This window comes from Streptomyces shinuiensis (assembly GCF_043660855.1).
GTDB lineage: Bacteria > Actinomycetota > Actinomycetes > Streptomycetales > Streptomycetaceae > Streptomyces.
The window spans coordinates 131108-156210 of record NZ_JBIHML010000002.1; the positions used below are offsets into that span (position 1 = coordinate 131108).

The 25103-nt window shown below is 70.9% G+C and carries 24 protein-coding genes; 18 read left to right on the top strand and 6 right to left on the bottom strand.

The window, feature by feature from the left end; translation table 11 throughout:
- Window positions 1–215: 215 nt before the first annotated feature.
- On the bottom strand, window positions 216–338 hold the full coding sequence (locus ACGRHY_RS27305) for a hypothetical protein (RefSeq protein ID WP_394638314.1): 123 nt from the start codon (window positions 336–338) through the stop codon (window positions 216–218).
- A 203-nt stretch (window positions 339–541) separates the two neighbouring features.
- On the opposite strand from ACGRHY_RS27305, the gene ACGRHY_RS27310 reads away from it, so the two are divergent.
- Window positions 542–856: a hypothetical protein gene (locus ACGRHY_RS27310; RefSeq protein ID WP_394638315.1), complete on the top strand. Its 315-nt coding sequence runs from the start codon at window positions 542–544 to the stop codon at window positions 854–856.
- A gap of 316 nt (window positions 857–1172) precedes the next feature.
- On the opposite strand, the gene ACGRHY_RS27315 is transcribed toward ACGRHY_RS27310, so the two are convergent.
- From ACGRHY_RS27315 to ACGRHY_RS27330, 4 genes are all read right to left on the bottom strand, one after another.
- The gene (locus ACGRHY_RS27315) at window positions 1173–1685 is read right to left on the bottom strand and encodes a GNAT family N-acetyltransferase (RefSeq protein WP_394638316.1); all 513 of its coding nucleotides are present in this window, start codon (window positions 1683–1685) and stop codon (window positions 1173–1175) included.
- Window positions 1682–3067: an NsdA family TPR-like regulatory protein gene (locus tag ACGRHY_RS27320; RefSeq protein ID WP_491630978.1), complete on the bottom strand. Its 1386-nt coding sequence runs from the start codon at window positions 3065–3067 to the stop codon at window positions 1682–1684. The genes ACGRHY_RS27315 and ACGRHY_RS27320 overlap by 4 nt, the downstream gene beginning before the upstream one ends.
- A 913-nt stretch (window positions 3068–3980) precedes the next feature.
- The gene (locus ACGRHY_RS27325) at window positions 3981–4463 is read right to left on the bottom strand and encodes an SAM-dependent methyltransferase (protein ID WP_394638318.1); all 483 of its coding nucleotides are present in this window, start codon (window positions 4461–4463) and stop codon (window positions 3981–3983) included.
- Between the two features lie 69 nt (window positions 4464–4532).
- Window positions 4533–5921, bottom strand: a complete 1389-nt coding sequence (locus ACGRHY_RS27330) for an NsdA family TPR-like regulatory protein (RefSeq protein WP_394638319.1) — start codon at window positions 5919–5921, stop codon at window positions 4533–4535.
- Between the two features lie 140 nt (window positions 5922–6061).
- Here ACGRHY_RS27330 and ACGRHY_RS27335 point away from each other — a divergent pair, with 140 nt between their 5' ends.
- The 17 genes from ACGRHY_RS27335 to ACGRHY_RS27415 all read left to right on the top strand — a co-directional run bounded on the left by ACGRHY_RS27335 (window position 6062) and on the right by ACGRHY_RS27415 (window position 21036).
- Window positions 6062–6640 (top strand): hypothetical protein, encoded by a 579-nt coding sequence (locus ACGRHY_RS27335; protein ID WP_394638320.1) that lies wholly within the window; start codon window positions 6062–6064, stop codon window positions 6638–6640.
- Window positions 6641–6739: 99 nt separating this feature from the next.
- A complete protein-coding gene (locus ACGRHY_RS27340; protein WP_394638321.1) occupies window positions 6740–7093 on the top strand; it encodes a DUF5999 family protein in 354 nt (117 codons plus the stop codon).
- Window positions 7090–7917, top strand: a complete 828-nt coding sequence (locus ACGRHY_RS27345; protein ID WP_394638322.1) for an SAM-dependent methyltransferase — start codon at window positions 7090–7092, stop codon at window positions 7915–7917. Before ACGRHY_RS27340 ends, ACGRHY_RS27345 begins: the two co-directional genes overlap by 4 nt.
- 136 nt (window positions 7918–8053) lie before the next feature.
- Window positions 8054–9346 (top strand): ATP-binding protein, encoded by a 1293-nt coding sequence (locus ACGRHY_RS27350; RefSeq protein ID WP_394638323.1) that lies wholly within the window; start codon window positions 8054–8056, stop codon window positions 9344–9346.
- Entirely contained in the window at window positions 9343–9765 is a 423-nt protein-coding gene (locus ACGRHY_RS27355) for a roadblock/LC7 domain-containing protein (RefSeq protein ID WP_394638324.1), read from the top strand. Before ACGRHY_RS27350 ends, ACGRHY_RS27355 begins: the two co-directional genes overlap by 4 nt.
- On the top strand, window positions 9762–10142 hold the full coding sequence (locus tag ACGRHY_RS27360) for a DUF742 domain-containing protein (protein WP_394638325.1): 381 nt from the start codon (window positions 9762–9764) through the stop codon (window positions 10140–10142). Before ACGRHY_RS27355 ends, ACGRHY_RS27360 begins: the two co-directional genes overlap by 4 nt.
- Window positions 10120–10722: a GTP-binding protein gene (locus ACGRHY_RS27365; protein ID WP_394638340.1), complete on the top strand. Its 603-nt coding sequence runs from the start codon at window positions 10120–10122 to the stop codon at window positions 10720–10722. Before ACGRHY_RS27360 ends, ACGRHY_RS27365 begins: the two co-directional genes overlap by 23 nt.
- A complete protein-coding gene (locus tag ACGRHY_RS27370) occupies window positions 10719–12026 on the top strand; it encodes a cytochrome P450 family protein (protein ID WP_394638326.1) in 1308 nt (435 codons plus the stop codon). Before ACGRHY_RS27365 ends, ACGRHY_RS27370 begins: the two co-directional genes overlap by 4 nt.
- Window positions 12023–13285, top strand: a complete 1263-nt coding sequence (locus ACGRHY_RS27375; protein ID WP_394638327.1) for a cytochrome P450 family protein — start codon at window positions 12023–12025, stop codon at window positions 13283–13285. Before ACGRHY_RS27370 ends, ACGRHY_RS27375 begins: the two co-directional genes overlap by 4 nt.
- The gene (locus tag ACGRHY_RS27380) at window positions 13282–13698 is read left to right on the top strand and encodes a hypothetical protein (RefSeq protein WP_394638328.1); all 417 of its coding nucleotides are present in this window, start codon (window positions 13282–13284) and stop codon (window positions 13696–13698) included. The genes ACGRHY_RS27375 and ACGRHY_RS27380 overlap by 4 nt, the downstream gene beginning before the upstream one ends.
- Before the next feature lie 71 nt (window positions 13699–13769).
- A complete protein-coding gene (locus tag ACGRHY_RS27385; RefSeq protein ID WP_394638329.1) occupies window positions 13770–14561 on the top strand; it encodes an STAS domain-containing protein in 792 nt (263 codons plus the stop codon).
- Window positions 14558–15610, top strand: a complete 1053-nt coding sequence (locus ACGRHY_RS27390; protein ID WP_394638330.1) for a Scr1 family TA system antitoxin-like transcriptional regulator — start codon at window positions 14558–14560, stop codon at window positions 15608–15610. The genes ACGRHY_RS27385 and ACGRHY_RS27390 overlap by 4 nt, the downstream gene beginning before the upstream one ends.
- On the top strand, window positions 15607–16467 hold the full coding sequence (locus tag ACGRHY_RS27395) for an SAM-dependent methyltransferase (RefSeq protein ID WP_394638331.1): 861 nt from the start codon (window positions 15607–15609) through the stop codon (window positions 16465–16467). The genes ACGRHY_RS27390 and ACGRHY_RS27395 overlap by 4 nt, the downstream gene beginning before the upstream one ends.
- A gap of 75 nt (window positions 16468–16542) precedes the next feature.
- Window positions 16543–17454: an endonuclease/exonuclease/phosphatase family protein gene (locus ACGRHY_RS27400; protein ID WP_394638332.1), complete on the top strand. Its 912-nt coding sequence runs from the start codon at window positions 16543–16545 to the stop codon at window positions 17452–17454.
- A 154-nt stretch (window positions 17455–17608) separates the two neighbouring features.
- Window positions 17609–18913, top strand: a complete 1305-nt coding sequence (locus ACGRHY_RS27405) for a thymidylate synthase (RefSeq protein ID WP_394638333.1) — start codon at window positions 17609–17611, stop codon at window positions 18911–18913.
- 346 nt (window positions 18914–19259) lie between these two features.
- Window positions 19260–20477: a radical SAM protein gene (locus tag ACGRHY_RS27410; RefSeq protein ID WP_394638334.1), complete on the top strand. Its 1218-nt coding sequence runs from the start codon at window positions 19260–19262 to the stop codon at window positions 20475–20477.
- Window positions 20440–21036, top strand: a complete 597-nt coding sequence (locus tag ACGRHY_RS27415; protein WP_394638335.1) for an exonuclease domain-containing protein — start codon at window positions 20440–20442, stop codon at window positions 21034–21036. The genes ACGRHY_RS27410 and ACGRHY_RS27415 overlap by 38 nt, the downstream gene beginning before the upstream one ends.
- 1502 nt (window positions 21037–22538) lie before the next feature.
- Here the strand turns inward: ACGRHY_RS27415 and ACGRHY_RS27420 are convergent.
- Window positions 22539–22718 (bottom strand): hypothetical protein, encoded by a 180-nt coding sequence (locus ACGRHY_RS27420; RefSeq protein WP_394638336.1) that lies wholly within the window; start codon window positions 22716–22718, stop codon window positions 22539–22541.
- Between the last annotated feature and the right edge of the window lie 2385 nt (window positions 22719–25103).

The following is a 25103-nucleotide window of genomic DNA, read 5'->3' on the forward strand; positions in this document are numbered from 1 at the left end:
CTGATCGGCTCCTTGTCCCCGCGCAAGCGGGGGTGACCCGCCTGTCGCCTACGGCGATGAGCGGTCTCTCTGCGCAAGCGGAGTGCTCCCCGCACTCGCGGGGATGTTCCGTTCTTCTGCCTCGGCAGGAACGTGGTCCCCGCACTGGCGGGGATGGCTCTCGGTAGAGCTTCGAGCGCCTTGGCCCCGCACCTGCGGGGCGCCGTGTCCGGCCGTCAGAGTTCGTACTCGTAGCCGATGGTGAGCTTCGCCGACAGGCACCACTCGCCGTGGCAGATGACGCCCTGATCGTCGGACCACTCGTGTGCGCCGGCCAGGACGGCGCTGCCGACGGGCACGCCGAGGTGTCCGGCCTCGCGCTGATCGTCGACGGCTACCTCCCCCTGGACTGGCTGGCTGGAGCCGGCCGCACCGAAGCCGTCACCACCGCCTGGTCCCGCGGCGCTTCACCACTCCGCCCGTTGTCCGCTGGCGGATCGGGGCGGGCCCGGAGCATCTGGCGTTCGCGGACGAGACGCCGTACGACCGCGACTCCTGGGGCGTGCTGTGGGAGCGGCAGGCCATCACTCCCAAGCACCGGCGCGGCGAACCCCGGCTCGAGGAGATCCACACGCTGCGGCAGCGCCGCGCGATGCTGTGGCTGGCCGACGACGACGCCACCTCCTGGGCGACCGTCGACTACGACGGCCACCAGACCGACACCTTCCGGGTGTCTCAGCACGGGCCGCGCCGGCTGTGGGACGAGGTGGAAGTCGCGCACCGGTCATGGGAGGCGGCTGGTCGGCCGAGCGTTGCCCGGTACGGGCTGACTGTCATGCCGGACGGCACCGCCACAGCATCACTGAACCTCCCCTGACGGACGCCGCCGTGCTCCCGCATCCCTGTCTCCCGCCGCCTGGCAGCCAGCCGTCATCGCATCAGCAGATCGGTGTATTCGGTTCACCGTCCGCAGCATCCTCGCCCGCCCCCTGGACGGTTCCCAGGAGGCCGCCGCCGAAGCGGCCGTGTTCGGCGACAAGCACGGCATGAGCAAAGCCTGGGTCCGGCAGGTCGCCGAGATGATCCGTCTGTCTCTAGCTCTGCGGGACGCCAGCGGGCACGACAGTGAGCAACAGACCAGGCAAGGACATCCCCCGCATTGCGCCAGATAAGGACGCCTCCCGAAGTCTTCTTCATGCAGAGCAGGGCAGCTTCTTGCTCATGGCGCGATTGATCGCCATGTCCCGTCCCGGGACATAGGACGGGCTGGGGCCGTACCCGCAACGCCGGTACAGAGCGAGAGCAGCCTCGTTCCGAACACCCGTCTCCAGTACGAGACGCTTCACACCGCATGCCGCAGCTTGCTCTTCCAAGTGCTCCAGGATGTGCAGCCCCAACCCCCCGCCGCGGGCTGAGACCGCTACGTACATCCTTTTGATTTCCGCCGTCTCTGGATCCAGAAGGCGCCACCCGCCACAGCCGACGGCCTCTGGCACATGGGCGCGGTGAGCTATGACGAACAGTCCACGCGGCGGCGTGAAGGCCTCCCGAGGGGTGTCGTCGGGGTCATCGGCGAATCCGTAGATAGCGGTCTGTTCTGTGTGGAGTGCTCGGGTGAGGCGCCGTGCTTCGGGATGGCTGTAAGGGACTGCCGTCAAGAGATGAGTGGACCGTGAGCGAGATGGCGCAGGGCCGAGATGCGTCATGGAGCCGATAGTGCCCTGTCCACTGCTGAAAGCGCATCCGCGGCGGCGGGAGAATGGACGCGGGAGCGGATATGGCGCTGTAGCTGATCGAGCAGAGTGCGGCAGCGGATCGACTGGACATCGGGCACGTTGTCGGCGAGACGGAGCAGGGTGCTGGCAGTGGCCTCAATGTCACGAGTGAGCAGGTAGGCGCGGGCGAGGTGGATGCCGTGGAGCAGCGCGGAGCGCTTGAAGCCGTTGGCTGGTCCATGGTCGGCGAGCGGGGAGAGCTTCTCGGTAGCTTCGGCAAGAAGACGTCGTGCTTTACCAGGGTTGGCTGTGGCGAGTTCCACAAGGGCGTGGCCGGACTCTGCGGCGACCTGTTCGGCAGTGAAGTAGTACAGGGCCGGGGGGCAGTCGTCGCCCCTACGGTGTTCGAGGAGTTCACGGCAGCGGTCCGTTGCGGATCGGAAGGCATTGATGTCGCCGGCGGCGGCATGGGCTGTGGCCAGGCGGCCCAGGGCGCGGGCACGGACGATCGGCAGGCTGCGAGCCGTGTGCTCGACGGCTGCTTCCGCATAGCGGAGTGCCGCTGCGGGCTTGCCAGAGGCCGCGTGCTGGTAGGCGAGCATACCCAGGACGTTCGCGACGGAGTTGGTGTCGTCGGCTGCGCGAGCAAGGCGGATGGCCAGGAGCTGGTAGCGCTGAGCGGCGGCGGTGAGATCGGCGTCGAAGGCCATCCAGCCGGCGAGTTGAGCCATACCGCCAGCCAAGGACAGCAGGCGAACACCGATGTCGGGGGTGTAGCGGCTGTTGCGCAGCAGATCAAGGGCGCCGATCAACTCGGTCCGCACGTAGCGCTGGGAGAGAGCACCGCCTCCAGCGGTGTCGTCCAGGCGGCGGAGGTCACGCAGGTGACCTTCCAGGACATCCATCAGTGGTGGAAGGACTTGCTCTTTCCCGGGGCCTGGGCGCGCTGGTGGGGGAGGCTGATGAGCGGCATCCCACACCGCGCTGAACAACTCCGCCTCGCTAGCGGTACGGAAGGCGGCTTGCTCACGTGGGTCGGCGGTGGTCCACGCAGTGGCTGTGTCCAAGATGTCGTTCAGCGGGCGCCGTCCGAGCAGACCGCTAGTGGAGACCTTGTCTTCTGCGGAGCCTGCTTGCTGGTCTCCCCATAAATCTGCCTCGGTGTAGGGGGTGCCAGTGGCTTCGGCGAGCACAGCGGCGGCCAAGCGGCGCACTGTCTGGGATCGGGGGCGGCCTCCTCGGAGCCAACCTTGGGGCGTGGTGAGGTGGAGGGCTTGTTCACCGACCGCTGTCAGCCTTGGGTTGAGCGCGCGCATGAACTCGCGCGGTGACCACTGAGCATGGCGAAGGGCTTCCGCCAGTGTGTGATTCATGTGCTGATCCCCCGAAGCGCAAGGATCGCTCGGTGCGGTGCTGCTCGAAGTCCTCACGCTTGGACGATAGGGCAGCCGATCTGCCCCTGGTGCGAATTCGCAGATTTTCGCACTCGCGGCTCAATGTTCTCAAAGATCACGGGGATCACCCCTGTCTCGGAGATGGTCATCGCTGTTGTTCTGGTGAAAGCAGTCATCCCCCGGACTTGCCTCCGCAGGCAATTGCCGGCCGTCAAAGGGGATGGCGACCGGTGCCCGGGATCGCACGCCGAGGGAGGAGAACGCAGCCATGTGGACCTCGCCACACGCACCTCAGAGTGGCTCCCCGGCGCGCTTCCTGCGAGCGGATAGCCGCGGCCTGGGGGAGCTGTCGGTCTCAGGGCAGGCGAAGGCGTCAACCTCGACGGGGTGCAAGCTTCCCTCCCTGCGAAGCGGTCTGTGTGCGTTTTCCAATCCGCTCGCAGTTGAGAAAGGTGTGCACGGAGTTCCACCGCTTGCCCGCTTCGAAGGCATGTTCGCCGAAGCGGTTCTCTTCGACTACGTCAGATCTGCGCACGGGCCTTTCCAAAGCGCCGCTGAGCAGCGGACGAAAACCCTGACTGCGGTACAGGCCAAGGGGCTGTACATGTCGGCAGTGGCGGCAAGCGCAAGCGTGCGTCACCTACGCGGCTCATGGAACGATCTGCCCGGCCCTTACAAGCTGGATATACATGACATGACCACTGCTCAGCGCCCTGCGCTCCCGGTGTGGGTACGTCACTGTCCGGCAGGGGGCCCCGGCATGGCCGAGGCACCGCAGTCCTTCACCCTCGCACCCTCTTCAAAGGCGGCTGCCCGGCGGCGATGCCAGGGCACGTGTACGTGCATCAACGCACTCAGCCTCCGGGTTCGGACACGAAGGCGGCACTCTCGTTCAGCCTTGCTCCGGGGTCTTCCAGTAGTCCTGGAGCATCTCGGTGGGCCAGCTCGGTTGCCGTACCTCCCCTCGGGGTCCGAACTCGTTGAACCAGGGCGCGAGGTCGATGACCGGGGTGCCGTCGACGGCGTCCAGGTCGGTGACGTGCAGGTCGCGCCCGTCGACCTTGAGCAGGCGGGGGAAGGCGAGGCCGAGTCGGTTCGGGCGGCGCATGTTGCGGTGTACAAAGGTGCCGGTCTCCGGCCAGTCGGGGTTGTTCCGGGGGCTGCGGACGCCGATGTGCTCCTCGGCCCGGCGGACCAGGTGGAAGTGGAAGACCACCGTGAGATGGCTGAACTCCTCGATGCCCTGGAGGGTCTCGACGGGGTACTCGGGGTGGAGCCGGATGACGGACTGGGTTCCGCCCCAGAAGTCGTCGGTGGGCTCCTTACGCCCGCCCACGACGGTCGCGATGCTCCGGAGCTCGAATGTCTCCGTCATGCGGTTGGCCTTCCTGTCGTGGAGAGGACCGGAGCCCGCGTGCCCCGGTCGTGGTCGGGTGGTGCCGCCTCAACTACCCGTGCGCAGCAGGGCGGCGGTGCGGGCGTCGAGTTCGGCGACCGCGCCGATGCCGCGGTTGCGGAAAGGCGAGACGACCCGGCGCATGGTCAGAACCGTCTCGCGCGCTCGCCCGGACTGGACTCCGCTCATCGCGTCCAGGGCCCGCGACCAGGTGGCGCAGGCGGCTTCCACGTTGCCCTGGCGGGCTTCGATGGCGCCGAGGTAGCCCAGGGTGACGGCGTGGGTCCGGCTGAAGGCCGCCGCCTTGCGGGTGCGCACGCTGCGGTGGAACTGCTTCTGGGCTCCGGTGAGGTCGCCGAGGTCGCGCAGGGTGCAGGCGGTTTCGTGCGCGAGGCTGGCCTCGCCGAAGAAGAAGACCCGGCCCGGGTCCTCGATGCCGTCGTGGGCGTCGGCCAGATCGTCCTCGGCGCGCAGCAGTGCGGCGGCCGCTTCCCGCTTCTGTCCGGCGGCGGCCAGGGCTCGGGCATGGACGACGCCGAGCAGGGCCTTCTCCCGTGGGGTGGCCAGGCGGTAGCGCTCGCCGTCCACGGAGGCCGCGGCCAGGCTCAGGGCCTGTTGCGGATGGCCGAGGTCGACGGCCTGGTGGGCCATGGCCCGCAGGATGTGCGCGGCCAGTGCCGGGTTGCCGGCCTCGGCGGCCAGTTTCACCGCGAGGGCGAAGTAGCGCTGGGCGATGGCGTGCTGGGAGTCGTCGAAGGCCATCCAGCCGCTGAGGTAGGCCAGTTCGCCGGCGGCGGAGAACAAGCGGCGCCGCGTCTGCTCGCTGGCACAGGAGCCGTTGAGGCAGTCGGCGACGTCGGAGGCCAGGTAGGCGACGACGGCGGTACGGCCGTGGCCGCCGCCGTGGCGCTGGTCGCGGCGGGAGAAGAAGCCGCCCATCTCCTCGATGGCCTCGACCTCGCTGTCACCGACCTTGCGTCCGGACGCGCCTCCGCGTGCGCCAGCGCGCTGGGGTGCCTGCTGCCACCACACCTGGGTGGGCAGGGCGAGACCGGCGACCGAGTATGCGGCGGTCCCCAGGACCTGTCGGCGCTCCATGTCCAAGTCCTGTCTCCCCAAAGCGTTCAGCGCGACCAGCGTATCGACGGCCCAGTCGGGCGCCGTGGCGGCAGCCGGGTCCGGATCGGAAAGACCGATGTCGGCCGGCGTGACCGGGCGCTTCAGTCCCCGGGACAGCGTCTCGCACAAGATAGCGGGCGCCTGGCCGCTCGGCTTCACTCCACGAATCCACTGAGCGATGTGCGAGCGGGTCGCCCCCGTCCACTCCTCGACGCCGGCCTCGGCGGCGACCCGGACGAACCGTGCGGCGATCTGGGTCTGCGACCAGCCGGTCTGTGCGATCACGGCCGCGAGCTTGGTGTTCCGCGTGCGCGCCACGGTGCACCCCTATCCGCAAAACGATCTTTAACGGGTTTAACGGCACTGCCGCCTTCGACGGCATACCCACACCACGTGATTCGCGGTTCGCTCAACGTATCCACTCCCCGCCGCATCCGACCACAGAAAGGAGGAAACCGGTGACCCCGACAACGGCCCACTCCGCGCCAACCGTCGCAGACCTCTACCGCTTCTCACCCACCAAAGACCCTGCCCAGCAAGACATCGGCTGCGGCGGAGCAGACGGTGCTACTCACCTCGTCCTCCCCAGCACACCATCAGTCACGCTGCAGACCACAAAAGGCAGCAGGTGCGCCACACTCGCCCGTGCAGGGGTGTGGTGCGAGGCGCTCGTCACCGTCAAGGACGGCACCGGCGCAGGGCAACAGGTTGAACAGCGGTGGGACGCCTACGCGGCACCGTCCCCTTGCGAGGCCATCCGCTGGATGCGGAGTTCGGTGCAGACGGTGACGCCGACCCTCGGTCGTCTCCAGCGCGGATACGTGCTCGACCACTGGGTGCACGGCCCCGCCTCCCTGGAGGACTTCGCCCGCTTGGACCGGGGGCGTTCCTGTTGGCTGACGGTCTACCGGGACGGAGCCGAGATCGCCTGGCGGGCCCGTGCGGTCCGCTTCCTTCCCGCCGCGGCGGTCAGCGGTCGCCCGTCATGCGCCTGCCCTCGCCAGTGCGTCCGCATGGAGGTCTTCCATGCCCGGTGAGAGCAGCGACCGGGCCGGGTGCCTTGGGAGCACCTGGCGCTCGGCGACACAGAACCTCGGAGCCCTTCTGGTCTGGGGGGTCCTCCTGAGCTTCGGCGTATGGGGGCTGTGGCCGCTCCTCACCTTCTACTTCGGCGGATAACGCACCGAGCCCCTCCCTGTTCTGCCGTGCGGTGGCCGTGCCCCGCTCGCCCCCGAGAACTTCCCGCACCGTTTCGAAAGGACCGACCTGTGTGCCAGCACCAGCCTCCCTGCCCGCCTGCGGACACCGGTGAGGAGGACGCCCGCCTCGTGGTGCATCACCCCGAGCAGGGCTGGGCGCTGCGGAGTGACGGCGCCGTGTTGTTCGAAGACACCGGCCTGCTGCTCGCCGACGGCCAGGTCGTCCTCCCGCACCGGCTCCAGGACGCCGGCCGTCCGGTGCCCGAGGTTTCCGGCCGGAGCGCGGCATGAACACAGTCGCCTTCCCTGCTGCCACGCCTCCGGCCTACGGGCCGGTGGGACCATCCCGCAGGCCCAGTTCGGCCCGCCTGTCCAACCGCCTGCTGGGCGGGAAGGACCACTACGAGTGCGACCGGCGCCTCGCCGCGGAGCTGTTGGCGGTCGCGCCGGGGCTGGAGACGGCCGCGCAGATCAACCGATCCTTCGGTCATCGAGCCGTCCGGCTCATGGCCGACCGGGGCATCGATCAGTTCCTCGACCTGGGGTGCGGCCTGCCGTACGGGGAGAGCCTGCATGAGACGGCCGCCGCCCGGCATCCCGGCGTGCGGGTTCTATACGTCGATCACGACCCTCATGTCATCGCCCACGCCCGAGCCCTGATGACCGCGCAACGGCCTGCGGTGACCGCGCACCTGCTGGCCGACATCCGGCAGACGGAGACGGTGCTGTCCTCGCCCGAAGCTGCCGAGGTCCTCGTCCCGGGCCGGCCGGTGGGGGTATTGGTGCACGCGGTGCTGCACTTGCTCGGCGACGATGCGGTCGCCGCGCTGCTCGGCGCGCTGCGGGGCTGGCTGCCGCCTGGGAGCTGTGTATCCGTCACGCACCCAGCCGCGGATCTGCGGCCCCAGGACGCCCGGCACGAGGCCATGCTGTGCGCTGCCGAAGGCCTACCCCTGTGGCACCGCACCCGGCAGGAGGTCGCCGATCTCCTGGGCGGGCTGGAACTGCTGGAGCCCGGCATCGCCCCGACCGGGGCGTGGCTGCCCGACCACCTGATCGGCCACCTGGGGCTGTCCGCGCCTGCCGCGTGGGCCGCCATCGCCGCCGTGCCCTGAACAGCGGCTCTTCCCGAGACCGGCCGCCGGGGCGCGATGCGCCCCCGGACCGTGCGGCTTCCCCCGTGGCCCACGGCACGGACACCGCTCGCTCCCCGGCGGCCTCCCATCCGACCCCAGCTTCGTGAGGACCTTGATGAATCTCCTGGTGACGGCCGTGGTGCTGGCCGTCCTTCTCGCCGCCGCGGTGGTGGCGCTGATACGGCTGACTCTGGCCCGGCGCCGCCTGGAGCGGCAGCACGCCGCCGATGTGAAGCGACTCAGCCGCATGCTGGGGCTGGCCGAGGGCGAGGTGTGGCACCTGGCCCGCGAGCGGGTGCCGGCCATGGTGGCGGGACTGTGGGACAGCCAGAGCCGTGAGGTGCCCGGGCTGCTGCATCCGGAGCTGGAGGGCACCCGGTTCGTCGCCGCGGTGGACGCGGTGCTCGCGACGTTCGGCGAGGTGCCCGAGCAGGCCGCCCGGCGGGCGGAGGACGCGGCGCGGGCGGCGGTGGCGACCACCTCGCGGTCGATGGCCGCTCTGGTCCAGGAGGTCCAGGCGGCGGTCTGGGCGATGCTGGAGCGGCACGACGACCCGAAGGTGCTGGAGGACGTCAGCCGGATCGACCACACCGCCAGTCAGCTCGGCCGCCGCGTGCAGGTCATCTCGGTCCTGGCCGGGTCCTGGCCCGGTCGGCAGCGCGAGGACTCCCCGCTGCTGGACGTGGTGCGCGGCGCGGTCTCCCGCATCCGGGACTACCAGCGCGTCAGGATCACTGGCGAGCCGCCGGTTCTGGTGAGCAGTCAGGCGGTCGAGGCGGTGATCCTCGCGCTGGCCGAGCTGCTGGACAACGCCGCCCGCCACTCCAGCCCCAGCACCCATGTCCAGGTGGCGTTCACCACCGGCCACAACGGGGTCACGATCGTCATCGAGGACGCCGGGATCGGCCTCACACCCGAGGAGAGGACGCGGGTGGCGGCGCGGCTGTCGGGCCAGGCGCCGGTGCTGCTGACGCAGATGCCCAACCCTCCCCGCTTCGGGATCCCGGTGGCCGGTGTGCTCGCGGCCCGGTACGGGTTCCGGATCAGCGCGGACCAGGAGTCCGCCTACGGCGGGGTGCGGGCCGTGGTCTACCTGCCCAACGACCGGCTGGTGACCTCCGCCGCCCGGCAGGCCCGGCCGTCCCCGCCGCCGGCCGCTCCCGGCACTCCGCCGGCCGAAATCCCTCAGGCTCCCGTGCCGGTCCCGGAGCGTCCCGACGGTCTGCCGCAGCGTCGGCGCCGGGCCCGGCATGCCGCCGGACCGGTACGGCCGCAGCGTCCGGTCATGCAGCCCCCCACCGGGGCGGGCGAGACGCTCGGGGCATTTGCCCGGGGCCGCCGCGCCGCCCAGGACAGCTCCTCGGACTCGCCCGCCTCGCTTACCGATGAAGGGAACACCACGCAATGAACGCACACGACAAGTCCGCGGACCTCGGTCTCATTCTGGACGAGGAGCTGGTCAAGGCGCTGCCGGGTGTCCTGCGCGCCGTGCTGCTCTCCCGGGATGGCCTGGTGGTGACCACCTCCGAGGGCGTGGAGCGGGACCTGGCCGACACGATGGCCGCCGCCGCGTCGGGGCTGCTGTCCCTGAGCCGGGAGGGGGCGGCGTTCGCCGACTGCTCCGACAGTCCTCTGGAGTTGACCCTGATTCAGTACGGGGACGGCTACCTGGTGGGCATGGCCGCTGGAGAGGACACCTATCTGGTGGTGGCCGCCAGCCGGGAGGCCGACGTCGGGGCCCTGTCCTACACCGCGCAGAAGACGGTTGACCGGATCGGCCGCGTGATGGGCGTGGGCGCCCGGAGCGCAGCGGACCCGCGGTCATGACCCCGCCCCGGCGGGACCGGAATACGGGGCTGGTGCGGCCGTATGTGGTCACCGGCGGCCGGTTCGCTCCTAGCCGTAACCATTTCGACCACATCACGCTGGTGGTGCGCGGCGCGCGGGGCCTGTCGCGCGCCGAGCTGGGCCCCGAACAGTGCCGGGTGCTGGACCTGCTGGGGTCCGGGGCGCTGTCGGTGGCCGAGATCGGCCACCACCTGGGCCTGCCGATCAGTGTTCTGCGGGTGCTGCTGTCGGAGCTGATGGAGCACGGCCACATCACCACCCAGTCCACCATCCTCACCCCCTCGGGGCCCCTCGCCGATGGCCCCGACCGAGACCTGTTGGAGGCCGTCCTTGCTGGACTCCGCGCACAGCTCTGAACCGGCCGCCACTCATCTGCGCGGTGACGAGACGACCGTGAAGATCCTGGTCGCCGGCGGTTTCGGGGTCGGCAAGACCACCCTGGTCGGGGCGGTGTCGGACATCGAGCCGCTGCGGACCGAGGAGACGATGACCGCCGCCTCCGTCGGCACCGACGATCTGGCGGGCCTGCCGGACAAGGAACGCACCACCGTGGCGATGGACTTCGGCCGTACCGCGCTGAGCGACAGGCTCGTGCTGTATCTGTTCGGGGCGCCCGGCCAGGAGCGGTTCTGGCCCCTGCTGACCGACCTGGCCTACGGCGCGCTGGGCGCGCTGGTGCTGGTGGACACCCGCCGCCTGGCCGATGGCTTCCCCGTCATGGACCGGCTGGAGCAGCTCGGTCTGCCGTACGTGGTGGCCGTCAACCAGTTCCCCGACGCCCCTCACTACGGAGAAGACCAACTGCGCGGCGCGATGGACCTGGAGGAGCACACCCCGCTGCTGCTGTGCGATGCCCGCGACCGCACCAGCTCCCTCACCGCCCTGATCGGCCTGGTGTCCCACCTGCTCAAGCCCACCCCGGAGCCCGCCCGATGACCACCCCGCACACCTTCGACGTCTCCGGGCCGCCCGCCGGCTGCCCCCACCGCAGTGACCGGGCCGTGTCCGCCGCGGTGTGGCCGCTGCCGATCCACGGCCCGGCCTTCAGCGCCGACCCCCGCGCCACCTACGCACGACTGCGAGAGACCGGGCCGATCGCCCCGGTGGAGATCGCCCCCGGCGTCCACGGCTACCTGGCCGTCACCTACGACGCCGCCCTCCACCTGCTGCGCAACACCCCGGGCAAGTTCGCCAAGGACCCCGCCCAGCACTGGCGGGCGCTGCGCGACGGACAGATCCCTCCCGACAGCCCGGCGCTGATGATGATGCAGCCCCGCGACAACGCGTTGTGGAAGGACGGGGTGGAGCATGCCCGGCTGCGCGGCGCCATCACCGGCAGCCTGGCCCGGGTGGACACCCACGCCCTGGCCGCCACCGTCGCCCGCATCGCCGACACCCTGATCGACCGCATCGCCGCCCAGGGTCATGGCGATCTGATGACCGACTACGCCGACCCGCTGCCCATGCAGACCCTCATCTCCCTGTTCGGCTGCCCGCCCGAGCTGGGCATGAGGATCGTGCGGGCCATCGCCGCGCTGTTCGACACCGCCGCCGACGCCGCCGCCATCAACGCCGAGCTGGGGGCCGCTTGCCTGGAGTTGGCCGACCTCAAGCGCCGTCGGCCCGGAGCGGACGTGACCTCCTGGCTGCTGGCCCACCCCGCCGCCCTGACGGACGCGGAGATGGCCCAGCAGATCATCCTCGTCATCGGCGCCGGCACCACTCCCACGACCAATCTCATCGCCAACGCCACACTGCTGATGATCAGCGACGAAGAGTTCAGCGGAGACGTCTTCAGCGGTGTACGGCCGGTGCCCGACGCGATGGACCACGTGCTGTGGACGGACTCGCCGGTGGCCACCTACTGCCCGCTGTACGCGCGGGAGCCGGAGACCTACCGCGGTGTCCGCCTGGAGCCGGGCGTCCCCATCCTCGTCTCCTTCGCCGCGGCCAACACCGACCCCGCGCTGGGCATCGGCCCCCGCCAGTGGTCCGGGAACCGCGCCCACCTGGCGTTCAGCACCGGGGTGCGCGGCTGCCCGGCTCCGAACCTGGCCCGCGTCATCGCCGAAACCGCCGTCGAGCACCTGCTGGACCGCCTGCCCGGCCTGGACCTGGCCGTGCCCGCCGACCAGCTCACCCGCCGCCCCGGCACCTTCCACTCCGGCTGGGCGGCCCTGCCCGTGACCTTCCCGCCCGTCGCCCCCTCCACCGCACCCGCCCCGGGAGGCACCTCATGAGCATCCAACCCACCACGCCCACGCCCGGCTGCCCTTACCGCCTCGACCCCGACGCGGCCGACATCCACGCCGAGACCGCCGCCCTGCGCGCCGCCGGCCCGGCGCCGCTGGTAGAGCTGCCGGGAGGCATCACCGCGCGGCTGGTCACCGACCCCGGCCTGATCAAACGGCTGCTCACCCACCCCCAGGTCTCCAAGGACGCCCACCGGCACTGGCCCGCCTACCCCACGCTGCCCGAGGACTGGCCGCTGCGGACCTGGGTGGATGCCCGCAACGCCCTGACCGCCCACGGTGAGGAGCACACCCGGCTGCGGCGCCTGATCGCCCCGTCCTTCAGCGCCCGCCGCATCCGCGCGCTGGCCCCGGTCATCGAGGAGATCACCGCCGACCTGCTGGACGGCCTCGCCGTACTCGACACCGGCGGGCCGGTGGACCTGCGCGGCCACTTCGCGTGGATCCTGCCGCTGACCGTGGTCAACACCGCCCTCGGCGTCCCCGCCGACCTCCACGACGGGCTCCGCGACACCATCGGGAACCTGTTCGCCACCAACCTCACCCCCCAGCAGGCGGTGGAGAACGTCAGCGCGGTCTACCGGCTCCTGGCCGAACTGGTCGAGATCAAGCGGGCCCGGCCCGGCGACGACGTCACCACCGACCTGATCCGCGCCCGGGACGAGGAGACCGGCACCCGGCTCTCAGACCAGGAGCTGCTGGACAGCCTCATGCTGCTCATCGGCGCCGGCCACGAGACCACCGTCAACCTCCTCACCCACGGCACCGTCGATCTCCTCACCCACCCCGGTCAGCTCGCCGCCCTCCGAGCCGGCTCGGCCCGATGGGAGGACGCGGTCGAGGAGATGCTGCGCCACCAGCCGCCCATCGCCAACATCATCATGCGCTTCCCCACCGAGGACATCACCGACGAGACCACCGGCACCCACTTCCGTACCGGCGAGCCCCTCGCCATCAGCTACGCCGCCGTCGGCCGCGACCGGAGTCTGCACGGCGAGAGCGCCGACACCTTCGACATCACCCGCTCCACCCGCCGCGACCACCTGTCCTTCGGCCACGGACCCCACTACTGCCTGGGCGCCGAACTGGCCCGCCTGGAAGCCCGCATCGCCCTGCCGGCCCTGTTCGACCGCTTCCCCGACCTCACCCTGGCCGTGCCCCCCGACGAGTTGCGCCCGCTGCCGTCGTTCATCTCCAACGGCCACCAGACCCTGCCCGTCCACCTCACCCGCCAGGCGGCACGATGAGCGCGGCGCCAACGGGTGATGGCAGCGGCATCCTGGACGGCCACCGTTTCCACCACCAGGTCCAGGCGAAGGGGCCGGTCCGAGTAGTGCTCTACGCCTGCACCAAAGGCGGCGAGTGGCCGGGGATGTGGCCCCTGCGAGACCACGCCCACCAACAGGGCTGGACGGTCGTCCACGAGGTACGCGAACCCGCCCCTTGGCACACGCCGATGGCAAGCCGCCACGCGTGGGACCGAGTGCTCGAACTGATCGTTCCCGGCCGGGTGCGCGGCGTGCTCGTTCCCGCCCCCCGCCACATCACCGGCGGCCTGCCCCCGGGCGACAACCTGACCACCTGGTGCCGGCGCAACAGAGCGTTCGTAGCGGCCCTCGCCACAACGGACCGTGTGCCGGACCTACTCCCAGCGCCCTGAACAGCGCCTCTTCGCAACCAAGCCCGCGCCCTCCAACGCCATCCCCGACCGCAGCAGCAGAAAGACCTCCCATGCCGACCGCCGAGCCCGCCACGCCCCCGGACACCGTCAACCGCGCCGAGCTGAGCCACTACGCCAGCATCACCTGGCGCACCGACGGCCCGCACACCCTCGTCACCGTCACCGGCTCCCTGGAGGTCCACGAGGGCCCTCCCCTCCGCAAAAGGCTGTGGACACTGGTCGAACAGGAATCCGGTGACCTGATCCTCGACATGCGGGGCGTCGATTTCATCGACGCCACCGGTCTGGGAGCGCTTGTCGGCACGGTGAAGAAGGTGCGGCCGCAGCCGGACCGGAGCGTGCGCATCGTCCCCAGCGACCACGTCCGCAAGGTCCTGCGCCTCACTAGCCTGACCAAGGTCTTCCCCATCCACGAGACCCCGGATGAGGCTCTGACCGCCGCGGCCTCCACTCCGGCCGACGCCCCTCCACCACCGGCCGAGGTCGTCCTACTCAGCGAGAGCGAGTTCACCGCGACCGGCCCCTACACCTCCGTCCACCTGCGGATGCGGGAAGGAGCAGCAGCGGTCAACGCCGTCCGCGGCCGCGTCGGCCCGGTGCTGGTCTGCCACGACCACGACCTCGTGCAGGTCCTCCTCGCCCCCGGCGCGGCCGACGCCCTGCGCGGCCTGCCCGCGATCGTGGCCCTCACCGAGAACACCACCGACTGCGGTAGTCCCCATCGGCGCCCGCCCACCTGGGCCGTCCCCCGCCACGGCCAGGGGGCGGCGGACCGCACCGACGCGGACGCGCTGCGCGCTGCCCTCACCTCCTCGGCGCCCGCCACCGGGAGGGCCGCGTGACCTACCCGTCCGCCGCCCCGGCTTCCTCACCGCGGACGCCAGCGGTCCCTTCCTCTGCCAGGTCGTGCGGCTCCCCGCCCGGGCCAGGCCATCGCTCGCCCGCGGAACTCGTCGTCGGCCTCTACCTCAAGGCCCTCCGCGGCAGCGCCCGGATGACGCTGTATGAGGCCGCCCACGCGCTACGCGCGACCGGGTCCACCATCAGCCGCCTGGAGAACGGTAGAACGCCGCTGCGCGGCGACGCGATCGAGCACCTGCTGCGCGCCTACGGGGCGGCGGGCTGGAGACTCTCCGCGTACTTCCGGCAGCACCTGCCGCCGGCGAACCCGCGCGAGCGGGAGAGAGAGGAGAAGGCGGCCGATAAGGAATTCCGCAACGCATCGTGGGACGTCTTCGCGGACATCGCCCCAGGCGCGAGTGAGCGGTATGCGCTCTGCCACCGGGCAGCCACGGCCGTGATGACCTACACCCTCCAGACGATCCCCGAGCCCTACCGGACCGACGCCTATGACACGGCCGTCCGAGCCTCGGAGTGGATGGTGTCCTTCACCGGCATCGAGCCGTCCCCGGTGCCGGTGGAGACCGGCACGCTGGGGCCCGGAAGCGGGCAGGAGATGGCACTTCTCCTCGATGAGCGGGCGCTTCGCATCCCGGTCGGCGGACCGCGGGTGATGGCGGATCAGCTCCGGCACCTCTTGACGATCATGCAGGCCGGGGCCGCGACCATCCGGGTCGTTCCGTTCGACACCGGGCAGCTGCCCTCCCACACCCACGTGTCCGAGCTGGTCGTGCACGGCCACCGCCTGATCGCCGCGCACTCCCTGACCCCGTGGTACAGCACACGCTCGCGGCACGCCCGAACCATGAGCCAGGTGCTGCGGGAGCTGCGCGAGGGCCTCACCGCAGGCGACTCCTACGACCAGATCAAAGCGGCGGCCGACGCCATGGCCGCCCAGGACGCGCGAACCGGACCGACCGGCGGGCCCTCACCCGGTGTCCGGGCCTCCGCCGCGGATACAGCCGACGAGGAACGAGGCCGACGGCCATGAACAGGCAGCCCAACGACTTCGCCCGGCCCTCCGTGGCACGGGTCTTCGACCACCTGCTGGGCGGCAGCGACAACTACGCGGCGGACCGGGCCCTGGCTCAGCGCCTGGCCCAGATCGCTCCCGAGCTGCCGGACATGATCAGGATCAACGCCGACCACGGGCCCCGCGCCGTCGCCACCCTGGCATCCGACCTGGGCATCCGGCAGTACCTGGACCTGGGATGCGGACTGCCGGCCGGCCTCTACGGCCACCGGACCCCGCACGAGGTCGCCCGGGCCGTCCACGGCACGGCCCGGGTGGTCTACGTGGACAGCGACCCGGTGGTGTACGGCCACGCCAACATGGTCCTGGCAGAGGAACCCGGCACCGCGGCCCTCCGCGCGGACATCCGGGAGATGAACGCGCTCCTGAGCGCCCCGGCCGTCCAGGCCCTCAACCGCAGCGAGCCGATCGGCGTGCTGCTGCACGACGTCCTGCCCTGGGTCACCGACGACGAGGCGCTGACCGTCCTGGAGACGTTGCGCGCGTGGCTCCCCGCCGGGAGCGCCATCTCCCTCACCCACGCCACCGCCGACGCGGCTCCCCAGGTGATGCGGGACCTGACCAGCTGCTACGCCGAGGCCGGCATCACCTACCGGCCCCGCTCCCGCCACCACATCCGGGCACTCCTGGACCCCTGGGCGCCCACCCCGCCGGGCATCGTCCCGATCCCCCAGTGGCGGGCCGCCGAGCACCTCCGCCACCTCCCCGCCACAGGGCACGCGCACGCCCACGCCGCCGTGGTCCGGGAGAGGACCAGAGCACCGGACGAGCCGCGCGGAGCCAGCACGGAGCGTTCTCAGCCAGCCGCCCCTTGAGCACAGGGAAGCCACGGCCGACACCCTGCCAAACCCCGACCCGCACCCGCCCTTGGACCTGCAAGGAGGCCCCCTGTGTCCCGCCCCGCTACCGGCCTGAGCCACGGAAGCGACCCCGTCCGGATCCTGTCGTGGAACATCGAGCACGGCCGCGCCGTAAAGGAGGCGAGGCGCTGGATCAGCAGACTGCCCGCCGAACCGGACGTGGTGTGCGTGCAGGAACTCCGCCCCGGCGACGAAGAACTCCTGCAGGAACCCTGGGGCACGGGCTACGTGGCCGAGCCCCGGCCCGGCTCGTCCCACGCCAACGCGATCTTCGTGCGCGAGGACGGCGACGCGGCGTTCGTGGTGACCGATGCCTTCGATCACCCGGCAGTACTCGGGCATGCCCCGGCCAACGTCGCGGTCCGCCTACGCGGCCCGGACGGATCCCTCAGCGACCGCGCCCTGAGCCTGTTCTGCATCCACGCCTCCTTCAACTCGCCCACCACCCGGCTGATCGAGGCCGAGTTCCTGAACCGATTCGCGCAGCCCGGATGGCTCACCGTGGCCATGGGGGACTTCAACGACGCACCCGCCGGCACCGTCGTGGACTGGGATGAGGTCACCGACCGGGCGTTCTACGCCCACCGCACCTACCCGCTCGCAGGCGGAGAGCGCCCAACCGATGACCGGGCCGACCGCACCCTGCGCGCGGCCGGGTACATCGACCCCGCTGCCTGGGCCGCCGAGCACCTCCGTCTGGAGAAGGATCCGCTGGCGCCGACGGCCGGATACCGCCGGCCCGACCAGGGCGGCCTGCGCCGGGTTGACCGCGCCTACGTGACCGGCCCACTCGCACCGGCCATCTGCGGCTACTGGGTCGGCGACCGCATCGAGGACCCCGAGCTGGAGGACATCTCCGACCACCTGCCGGTGATGCTGGAACTCGACCGTACGGAGCTGTCCCGGCTCATGAGCAACCGGCAGGCGAGCACCGCCGCATGACCCCTGTCCCCGGCCGCGACACCTGTTCTCCAGGTTCTCCCACACCCTGCGGCCGGGGACAGGCACCGACCCTTTTCCCTGTCGTGGCCCTGACGCCGCGGCGGCACCACACCCGCGCGGGCTTCCCGCTCTGCCGACCGACAAGGAGACATCTGTGCCGGACACGTTAGCTCCGCACCAGTTCCCCCATTTGGAAGCGGCCTACCTGGCCGTTCTCGGCCACATCAGCCGGACCTACGAGTACCGCAATGCACCCCGCAAGAACGCCGCCCGGGAGTGCCTGGGGCTGAGCTTCCAGATCGCCAATCCGCGCGAGCGGCTGCCGTACCTGGCTGCCCGCCGGACCAATCCGGCGTTCTGCTTCGCCGAGGCGCTGTGGTATCTCGCTGGCCGGGACGACCTGGGGATGATGGCCTACTACGCGCCGCAGATCGCCGCGTACTCCCCAGACGGCCGGACGCTGGTCGGCTCCGCGTACGGGACGCGGATGTTCCGCACTCCGCCCGGTGCGGCGATGGCGCCGTTCGACCAGGTGCTCAGGCTGCTGGGCAAGGAGACCGACAGCAAGCGGGGCGTGCTGCCGATCTTCGGCGCCGAGGAGCTGGCGGTGAAGGGCAACCCGGATGTGTCGTGTGTGGTGGCGCTGCACCTGCTCGCCCGCGAGGGCCGCCTGCACATGGTGTGCTACATGCGGGCGAACGACTGCTACCGCGGGCTGCTGTCGGACGTGTTCTCCTTCACGATGATCCAGGAGTTCGCGGCGGTGCGGCTCGGGCTGCGGATGGGCGCCTACACCCACCACATTCGGGGTCCGCGCACATCGGCGACCGCGACTGTCGACCGCGCCCACAGACCTGCTCGCGGAAGCCGCTGGCCCTGGGCGGCCGGCGTGCAGCATCCGCGTTCCGGGCCATGCCGGCTGACACACCTTCGACACCCTGGCTCGCGTGCTGGAGCACGAGGAGGCGCTGCGCACCAACCAGGCGCAGTACGGGCCCGCCGAGGTGGCCGCCCTGGGCTGGATGTGTACTGGCAGCAGGTGCTTGCTGGTGTTCGAGGTGCAGCGGCGATCCGGTACTGCACGGCCGACCGGTGGACGCCGACGTGCTCCAGACCCTCGATCCGGGGCTGCGGTGGCTGGTGGCCCGCCGGTGGCCCACGCGCATGCCGGACGCGGCGGGAGCGGCCCGGTGAAGCGGCGCCCGCGGACGAGCGGCGGCGTGCTCGCCGGGATCGACTGGTCTCGTTGGAGTGTGGTCCTGTGCAAGCCCGACTGCGTCCGCCGCGGCCTGGTGACGAGGTGCTGGGCGGATCGACGCGGTGGTGCCGGTCTCGGGACGGCAGGACGTCGTCGTGGCCGACTGGCAGGTGTTCGTCCACTAATGGGACTGCTGGTGACCCCGACTGGTACGACGTGGACACTCCGCCGTCCTGCGGAGCATGTACGCCGGAACGGTGACCGTCGCCCTCGCTCACGGCCCGGCCGGACCGACACCCCGGCGCTGGAGCGGTCCCTGCTCGGCCACTTCGACCCTCCCGGCCGCGCCGGGACTCCATCCGCGGCGCCCTGGGCACCGACAGCCTCCCCGCGGCCCGCGCCGCCGGGCGCCTGGTGGAGAACCTGGTCCACTCCTCCGACGATCCGGCGGCCACCTGCCGGCTTCGGCACGTGGTACGGCGCCGACCAGTACCGGCTCCTTGACCCGCCGCCGGGCGCCCTGCCGGGCCCACGACGCGTCGGCGCTCCCCAGCCGCGCCCCTGAACCGCCCCGTCCCGCTTCCTCACCTCCTGGAGGACTCCCACGATGGCAACTCCTACCCGCGCCCGGCGACCCCTGCCGCTCCTGACCTCCGAGCAGGTCGCTGGCCTCAAGCCGGGGCTGGCCGACCCGGTCGAGTACCGCAAGTCCGGGCTCTCCCTGAATCACGTCGTCGGCTGCCCGCTGGACTGCGGCTACTGCGTGCGGCACCTGTTCGACAACTTCGAGATGAAGGCCCCGCGGGCCCTGATGAGCGACGAGGACGCGGTAGCCGCGCTGGTCGGGCACCGGTACTTCCGGCCGCACCGCACCCCGTTGCAGGTCTTCAACCGGGCCACCGACCCCCTGCTGCCGGTGGTCAAGCCGCACACCTTCAACGTGCTGCGGCTGCTGGACGCGCAAGGCCTGACCAACCACGTCCTGATCATCACCCGGTGGCGCGTCGAGCCCGAAGACTGCGCGGTCCTCAACTCCTTCCAAAACCTGCGGCTGACGGTGCTGGTCACCCACTCCGGCATCACCGACGAGCGGATCGAGCCGGTGGACTCCCGGATCGCCGCGGCCAGCCTGCGGACCCTGTACGAGCACGCCGAGCGGTACCGCACGGTGCTGTACTGGCGGCCGATCGTCCCCGGCCTGAACGACACTTCCACGCACCTGGACGTGGCGTTCGAGCTGTCCCAGCACGCGCACGCCACGGTGTTCACCGGCCTGTTCTTCCGCCAGGAGATCGCCGACTACTACGCGGCGCACGGCCTGCCGGTGCCGTACGAGGACACCGCCCGCCGCAAGATCATGCCGCAGGAGTCCGAGCAGCGGATCCTGGACCGCTTCCACCGCCCGGCCGACTCCGATGCCCCGTGGGGGCCGCTGTTCCGCAAGACCTCCTGCGCGGTGGCCTACGCCCACGGCGAGGCCGACTACAACGGCCACTACGGCATCCGCGAGCTGTGCGACATCTGCCCGCCGGCGCAGATCGCGCTGTGCGCCGGCGCGTGGCACAAGCCCGACCTCGCGGCCGTCACCGCCCAAGCGCGGGAACTCGGCGCGATCGGCGCCGTGGAGGTCACCGACCGGGCCATCATCGTGGAGGGCCTGGACGAGCCGCCGCGGTACTTCCTGCAGCACGGGCACGGCTACCAGGTCCACGACCGCGCCAAGCCGCACCGCTACCGCCGCCACGGCCGCGCCGAGATCGGCTGGACCGACGCAGAGAAGAGGACCGATGGACACGAGCACCTGGCCCCGCCTGCTGGTCGTTGATGTGGAGGGCAACGGCGCCACCCCGCCCGATCTGGTGGAGGCCGCCGTCTTGCCCGTCGTGGACGGGCGGCTGGACACCGGCACGGCCGGGCACTGGTCGTCTGCCCGCCCGCCCGGGAGCCCTCGCCGCTCGCGTCCACGGCCTGACCGACCCAATCCCTTCGGCCGATGCCCGCCCTGGCAGCCGTCGCCCACCGGCACGGACCTGCTGGGCGGTGCGTGGATCTGCGCGCACAACGCGCACGTCGATCACGGCGTCCTCACCCGGCACCTGCCCGGCTGGGCGCCGGCCGGAGTGCTGGACACCCTCCGCCTGGCCCGCGCCACCTACCCGGCCCTGCCCAGCCACTCGCTCGACGCCCTGATCGAGCACGAGCGCCTGGACCTGGCCGGCGCGCCCGCTCAGCGGCACCGCGCCACGTTCGACGCCTACGCCACCGCGCTGCTGCTGCTGGCGCTGGCCCGCCACTACCCGACCTGGGACGCCATGGCCGCCGTGGCGGTCCCCCCGGGCCTGCCCGGAGAGCCCCAACGAGAACAGGAGCCCACCCTGTGGTGAAACGCCCTGTGCGTATCGGCATCGTCGGTACGCACTCCACCGGCAAGACCCTGCTGATGCGCCGCATCGAGATGGAACTGCGCGCCCACGGCGTCCCGGTCGCCCGCGTCGGCGGCCTGGGCAAGAAGGCCGCCGCGCTCGGCCTGCCGAAGATGCAGCGCCACACCGAGCTGTCCACCGAGTGGATCGTCACCAGCCGGTGCCGCGCGGAACTGACGCGCGCCTCGACTGCGAGGTTGGTCCTCGCCGACCAGGCGGCCCCCGGCGCAGCCTGGCCTACTACCCTGCGGCGCTCACGTTCCGTGAGGAACCGCCGGCCCGGAAGTCCCTGGACCGGCTGGGCGCCTTGGTCCGCCACCCGCTCCCGAAGTACGGACCTCCTGCTGGCCACCGTGCTGGACCCGGCCGAGCCGGCTGACCGGCCATCTGGCTACGAACCCACCTACCGGACCCTGGTGGAGACACCGAGATCCACGCGCTACCTCGCGGCCTCACGCCCTGCCGCACGTGCCACCGTCACCAACGACGGACGGAGTGCCCGCCGACCGCGCGCCGTCCGCGCGGCCCCGAACCTTGGTGGTACCGCCCGGGGCCGCCCGCGTGACCGGGGTTCCGCCGCTGTGCCGGGCGCGCCATCGCCTCGCCGGCCCCGCGTCGTCTCCGGCTCGGCCTGGGCAACCATGCGCCTGGCCGGTCCCGGCACTGGGGGCGCCCCGCGGACGCGGACAGCGCCTCGCGGTCCTGCGCGAAGCCGTCCACAGTCCCGGCAGCAGCCACCTCGACACAAAAGCTGACGGCCTTAACGGCCTCACACCGCTCGAATAATCATCGCCCGCGCCCTGCCCCTACCCCGAGCACGTGCTGAATCTCCACAAGATCGGCATGGTGCGCCCCCGCCCCGAACGTGTGAAGCCCTTGGCGCCCCGAGTACCTCGGGGCGGCCGCGAGATGAGCCTCGGCGCCTGGCGTTCGAGCGGCTGGAGGCTGTGCTACCTCCACCGCTCAGCGGACCCGCCGATCCCCCTGGAAAACCAATCGGGCGAACTCACGGACCCTCCAGAGCAGAGGAAAGATAAACGAGGCACATCCGGCCTGTCCACAGGTCAACCCGTGGCCCAGATCCGATGCCGCCTTCCACGGTGGCGCGCATCGCGGGCCGTGCAGAACGTGGCGCGTCAACCTGCCGAGCCGGACGACCCGCCCTGTCTACTGCGCGATGCAGGGCATCCCTTACGTGCCCTACCGGCCGCTGACGCCGGACCCTGGGCCACCAACCGGTCTCCGACAAGCGCTGGGGTGGCTGCGGCCTCGGCCACCACACCGCGGCCGATTCCCGGAACGAGCTCTCCCCAGCACCTACGAGAGCTCGCGGCGGCCGTGTAGCGTCGCGTCCGGCTGTGCCCGGCCCACCGCTTCACGGGGCCCGGGCCGCAAAAGTTCAGTTCGCGTACATGGCACCGACAGGATGGTCGCCGCCAATGTCGGCGATCACATCGCCCTGGTCACGCCTCCTGTGGTGGCGCGAGTAGCCTGGCGGGAGGCCGTCTCTCGACTTTCTGCACGATGTCCTCGATCTGAAGGTTGACGCCGTGTCCACGGCCCAGGGTGGCGATGTCGTGCACCGCCGCCTCGGTGCGGCTGATCAGATCGCGGGCCAGGGTCTCGTAGTCCGTGGTGCTCATCGGGCCACGTAGCCGCCCGGCCTGCCCGAACTGCAACGCTTCGGAAGGTTCGCCAACGCTCCGGGCTCCGGCTGCCTGCTCAGCCGGGTGGCTGCGCCCAGCGCCTACTTCGCCTGCTGCTTCAGCTCGTTGCGGGCCGCGACCCGGGCCGGGCCGCGAAGGACAGTTCCCAGACAACGGGGCGTGGCACCGCGGCGATGGTCGCGACTGTGCCCGCAGCCGTGCCTCGGTCTCGGCGACGGCCTTCGGGTAGTCCTCCACAAACGGGGGGCGGTCCAGCGTCCATCCACTCCGCGTTCGCCGTGGTGGAACCGGCGGGCGGTCCTGGAGTAGGATCCGTAGGGAAATCGATGCCCGCTTTCGCTCACGGTTGCGATCGTACGGCGCGCCCAGACAGACGGAGGACGGCGCGCGCACCGCCGGGGTGCGGCTCGTACACTCCGCCATGGATCCCGACCCAAGATCCACGGGAGACATGGATGCTGGCGCGCGCTCGTCGGATTCGAATCCCGCCCCCGCAGCAGGCAGCAATTACACGGCGTGCTTCCGCTGAAAAAGGCAAAACCACGTACGGTAGGCATGTGTCCGTATTCCGCTGCGACCTGTACTTGCGTGCGCGCCTGCCACACGACGCCCTTCCAGCACACGCCCTACCCTCTAGCCCCAAGGGGGCCGTCCGCCATGAGTGCCCAGCGTTCGAGCACGACCCACACTCATACGATGCCGCCCTCGGTCCACGAAGCCCTCCCGGCGGTAGATACGCGAGGAGTTCCGGACCGCGTGGAACGCCCGCGCTCGATGAGGCCGCCGCAGATTGACCATCGGGACGCTGACCCGCACGCCTGCAGAAGGGCTTGACGCCGAGTACAGGGCGGTCGCTGCGGCTCTCGCTTCCCCCCGCGCCTCCCAGGCCAGCAGGATAGGCAGCAGTAGGGCGCAAGGCCAGGAGATCGGACTGTATCCGCCAGTGACGTCCTCACGCGGCCTTAGGCTGACTTCTGCGTGGCAGTCCACCGATTAAAACGGTTTCAGCAAGGCAGCCGCCGCCGCGTGTCACCCAGCTTCCCGGCGCAAGCCCAGTCTCACAACTGGGGAGAAGTCTGCGCAGGCATCGCGGCCAACCCCTCGAACAGGCCGCTCCGCTGGACGCAGACCTCTATGACCGGTGATGGGCCTGCCTGACGGCTGATCCGCTTACGCAGTCGCCTCAGCTGGAAAGGCCCGAGGTCCTCATCACGACCTCGGATTGTACCGCGTTAGACTCTGCGCCGAGCACGGGACATGCAGCATTGGCCACATAGGCCCCGGCGCCGGCGGTCAGGAGATGCCAGGAACCCGGCTGCGCGGTCGTCGATGGTCGGGCGGCACAGCGGAGGCGACGCGGCACGGAAACCGGCTGAGGCTGTTTGCCGATAAAAACCCGTTATTTTTTTGTTTTTTTTTTTTTTTCTTTGAAAAAAAATCGCCTGCGGTGTGCGGCGGACTGCACGCCCCGTCCATGTGGTTCCATCGCCTGATTCCAGAGTGGCTGCACGCCTGCTCGAAACCGTCCCTGCTTGAGCTGCATCTGGTTCGCGACCAGTGTCCAGGGCGACGATGCGGGCGTAACGTTGCCGGCCGGCGGGATGCGCGGCTGCGGGCTACTGCCGAGGGCGGCCCGTGGTGTCGCCGAGAGTCTCGAAGACCTTATCGCGGTGCGCGAGTGCACCGAGGCTCGCGGCGTCCCCAGGCCAGCGCCCAGAAGGGCACTTCGTTCCCCGCGTCCGCGCCGGCCGGCCCAGCGGCGCGAAGCGCGGTCGTGTCTGCGGCGAGGCGGGGCGGGCCTGCCGGGCTTTCCAGCGGTATGGGCGTAGACGACACGGAGAGCGCTTCGGTCTGGCCGCCCACCTTGCCCACTGGCGCGGTTTCAGAGCCCGTCGCGGCCAGGGCACAGGCAGTGCTGGGCCTGGAAGCTTGAGGCCCTGCATGGCCATGGTGCGCATCACAACCCTCCGTGCCCGGTGATGCCGAGACTCGGCAGGCCAGGGCCGAGGACTGGAGTAGTTAGCGCTGGGCCAGGCCCTGCTTGTCCGGCGTCATAGGCCTTCCAGGCCCAGCAGAGGTGCACGCCCCGGAGGCGGCCGAGAGATCTTGGCGGCGGGCTTTTCGGTGCGGAACCGGCCCCCTGCACAGCGGCGCGACGTCGTCGCTACAGTACCGGACCAGGTCGCTGCGGCCGTGACTGACCGCCGTGGCGCGCGCCATCTCCACAGGCACGCGACCATGTCCCGCACGGCCGGTGACCTCGGCCATGCGACGGTGCGGCCGGTGCGGCCCCTGCGTGCGGGCGGCCATCTCCCGCACGTCGGAGACGGGGCGGGCGGCGGCGGCCACCGAGTAGGCGGA

Coding starts and splice junctions, on each gene's coding strand:
- ACGRHY_RS27315 (WP_394638316.1), bottom strand. CDS start 1,685: ATGACGCATCTCGGCCCTGCGCCATCTCGCTCACGGTCCACTCATCTC.
- ACGRHY_RS27320 (WP_491630978.1), bottom strand. CDS start 3,067: ATGAATCACACACTGGCGGAAGCCCTTCGCCATGCTCAGTGGTCACCG.
- ACGRHY_RS27325 (WP_394638318.1), bottom strand. CDS start 4,463: ATGACGGAGACATTCGAGCTCCGGAGCATCGCGACCGTCGTGGGCGGG.
- ACGRHY_RS27340 (WP_394638321.1), top strand. CDS start 6,740: ATGGGGGCTGTGGCCGCTCCTCACCTTCTACTTCGGCGGATAACGCAC.
- ACGRHY_RS27345 (WP_394638322.1), top strand. CDS start 7,090: ATGAACACAGTCGCCTTCCCTGCTGCCACGCCTCCGGCCTACGGGCCG.
- ACGRHY_RS27350 (WP_394638323.1), top strand. CDS start 8,054: ATGAATCTCCTGGTGACGGCCGTGGTGCTGGCCGTCCTTCTCGCCGCC.
- ACGRHY_RS27355 (WP_394638324.1), top strand. CDS start 9,343: ATGAACGCACACGACAAGTCCGCGGACCTCGGTCTCATTCTGGACGAG.
- ACGRHY_RS27360 (WP_394638325.1), top strand. CDS start 9,762: ATGACCCCGCCCCGGCGGGACCGGAATACGGGGCTGGTGCGGCCGTAT.
- ACGRHY_RS27370 (WP_394638326.1), top strand. CDS start 10,719: ATGACCACCCCGCACACCTTCGACGTCTCCGGGCCGCCCGCCGGCTGC.
- ACGRHY_RS27375 (WP_394638327.1), top strand. CDS start 12,023: ATGAGCATCCAACCCACCACGCCCACGCCCGGCTGCCCTTACCGCCTC.
- ACGRHY_RS27380 (WP_394638328.1), top strand. CDS start 13,282: ATGAGCGCGGCGCCAACGGGTGATGGCAGCGGCATCCTGGACGGCCAC.
- ACGRHY_RS27385 (WP_394638329.1), top strand. CDS start 13,770: ATGCCGACCGCCGAGCCCGCCACGCCCCCGGACACCGTCAACCGCGCC.
- ACGRHY_RS27395 (WP_394638331.1), top strand. CDS start 15,607: ATGAACAGGCAGCCCAACGACTTCGCCCGGCCCTCCGTGGCACGGGTC.
- ACGRHY_RS27410 (WP_394638334.1), top strand. CDS start 19,260: ATGGCAACTCCTACCCGCGCCCGGCGACCCCTGCCGCTCCTGACCTCC.
- ACGRHY_RS27415 (WP_394638335.1), top strand. CDS start 20,440: ATGGACACGAGCACCTGGCCCCGCCTGCTGGTCGTTGATGTGGAGGGC.
- ACGRHY_RS27420 (WP_394638336.1), bottom strand. CDS start 22,718: ATGAGCACCACGGACTACGAGACCCTGGCCCGCGATCTGATCAGCCGC.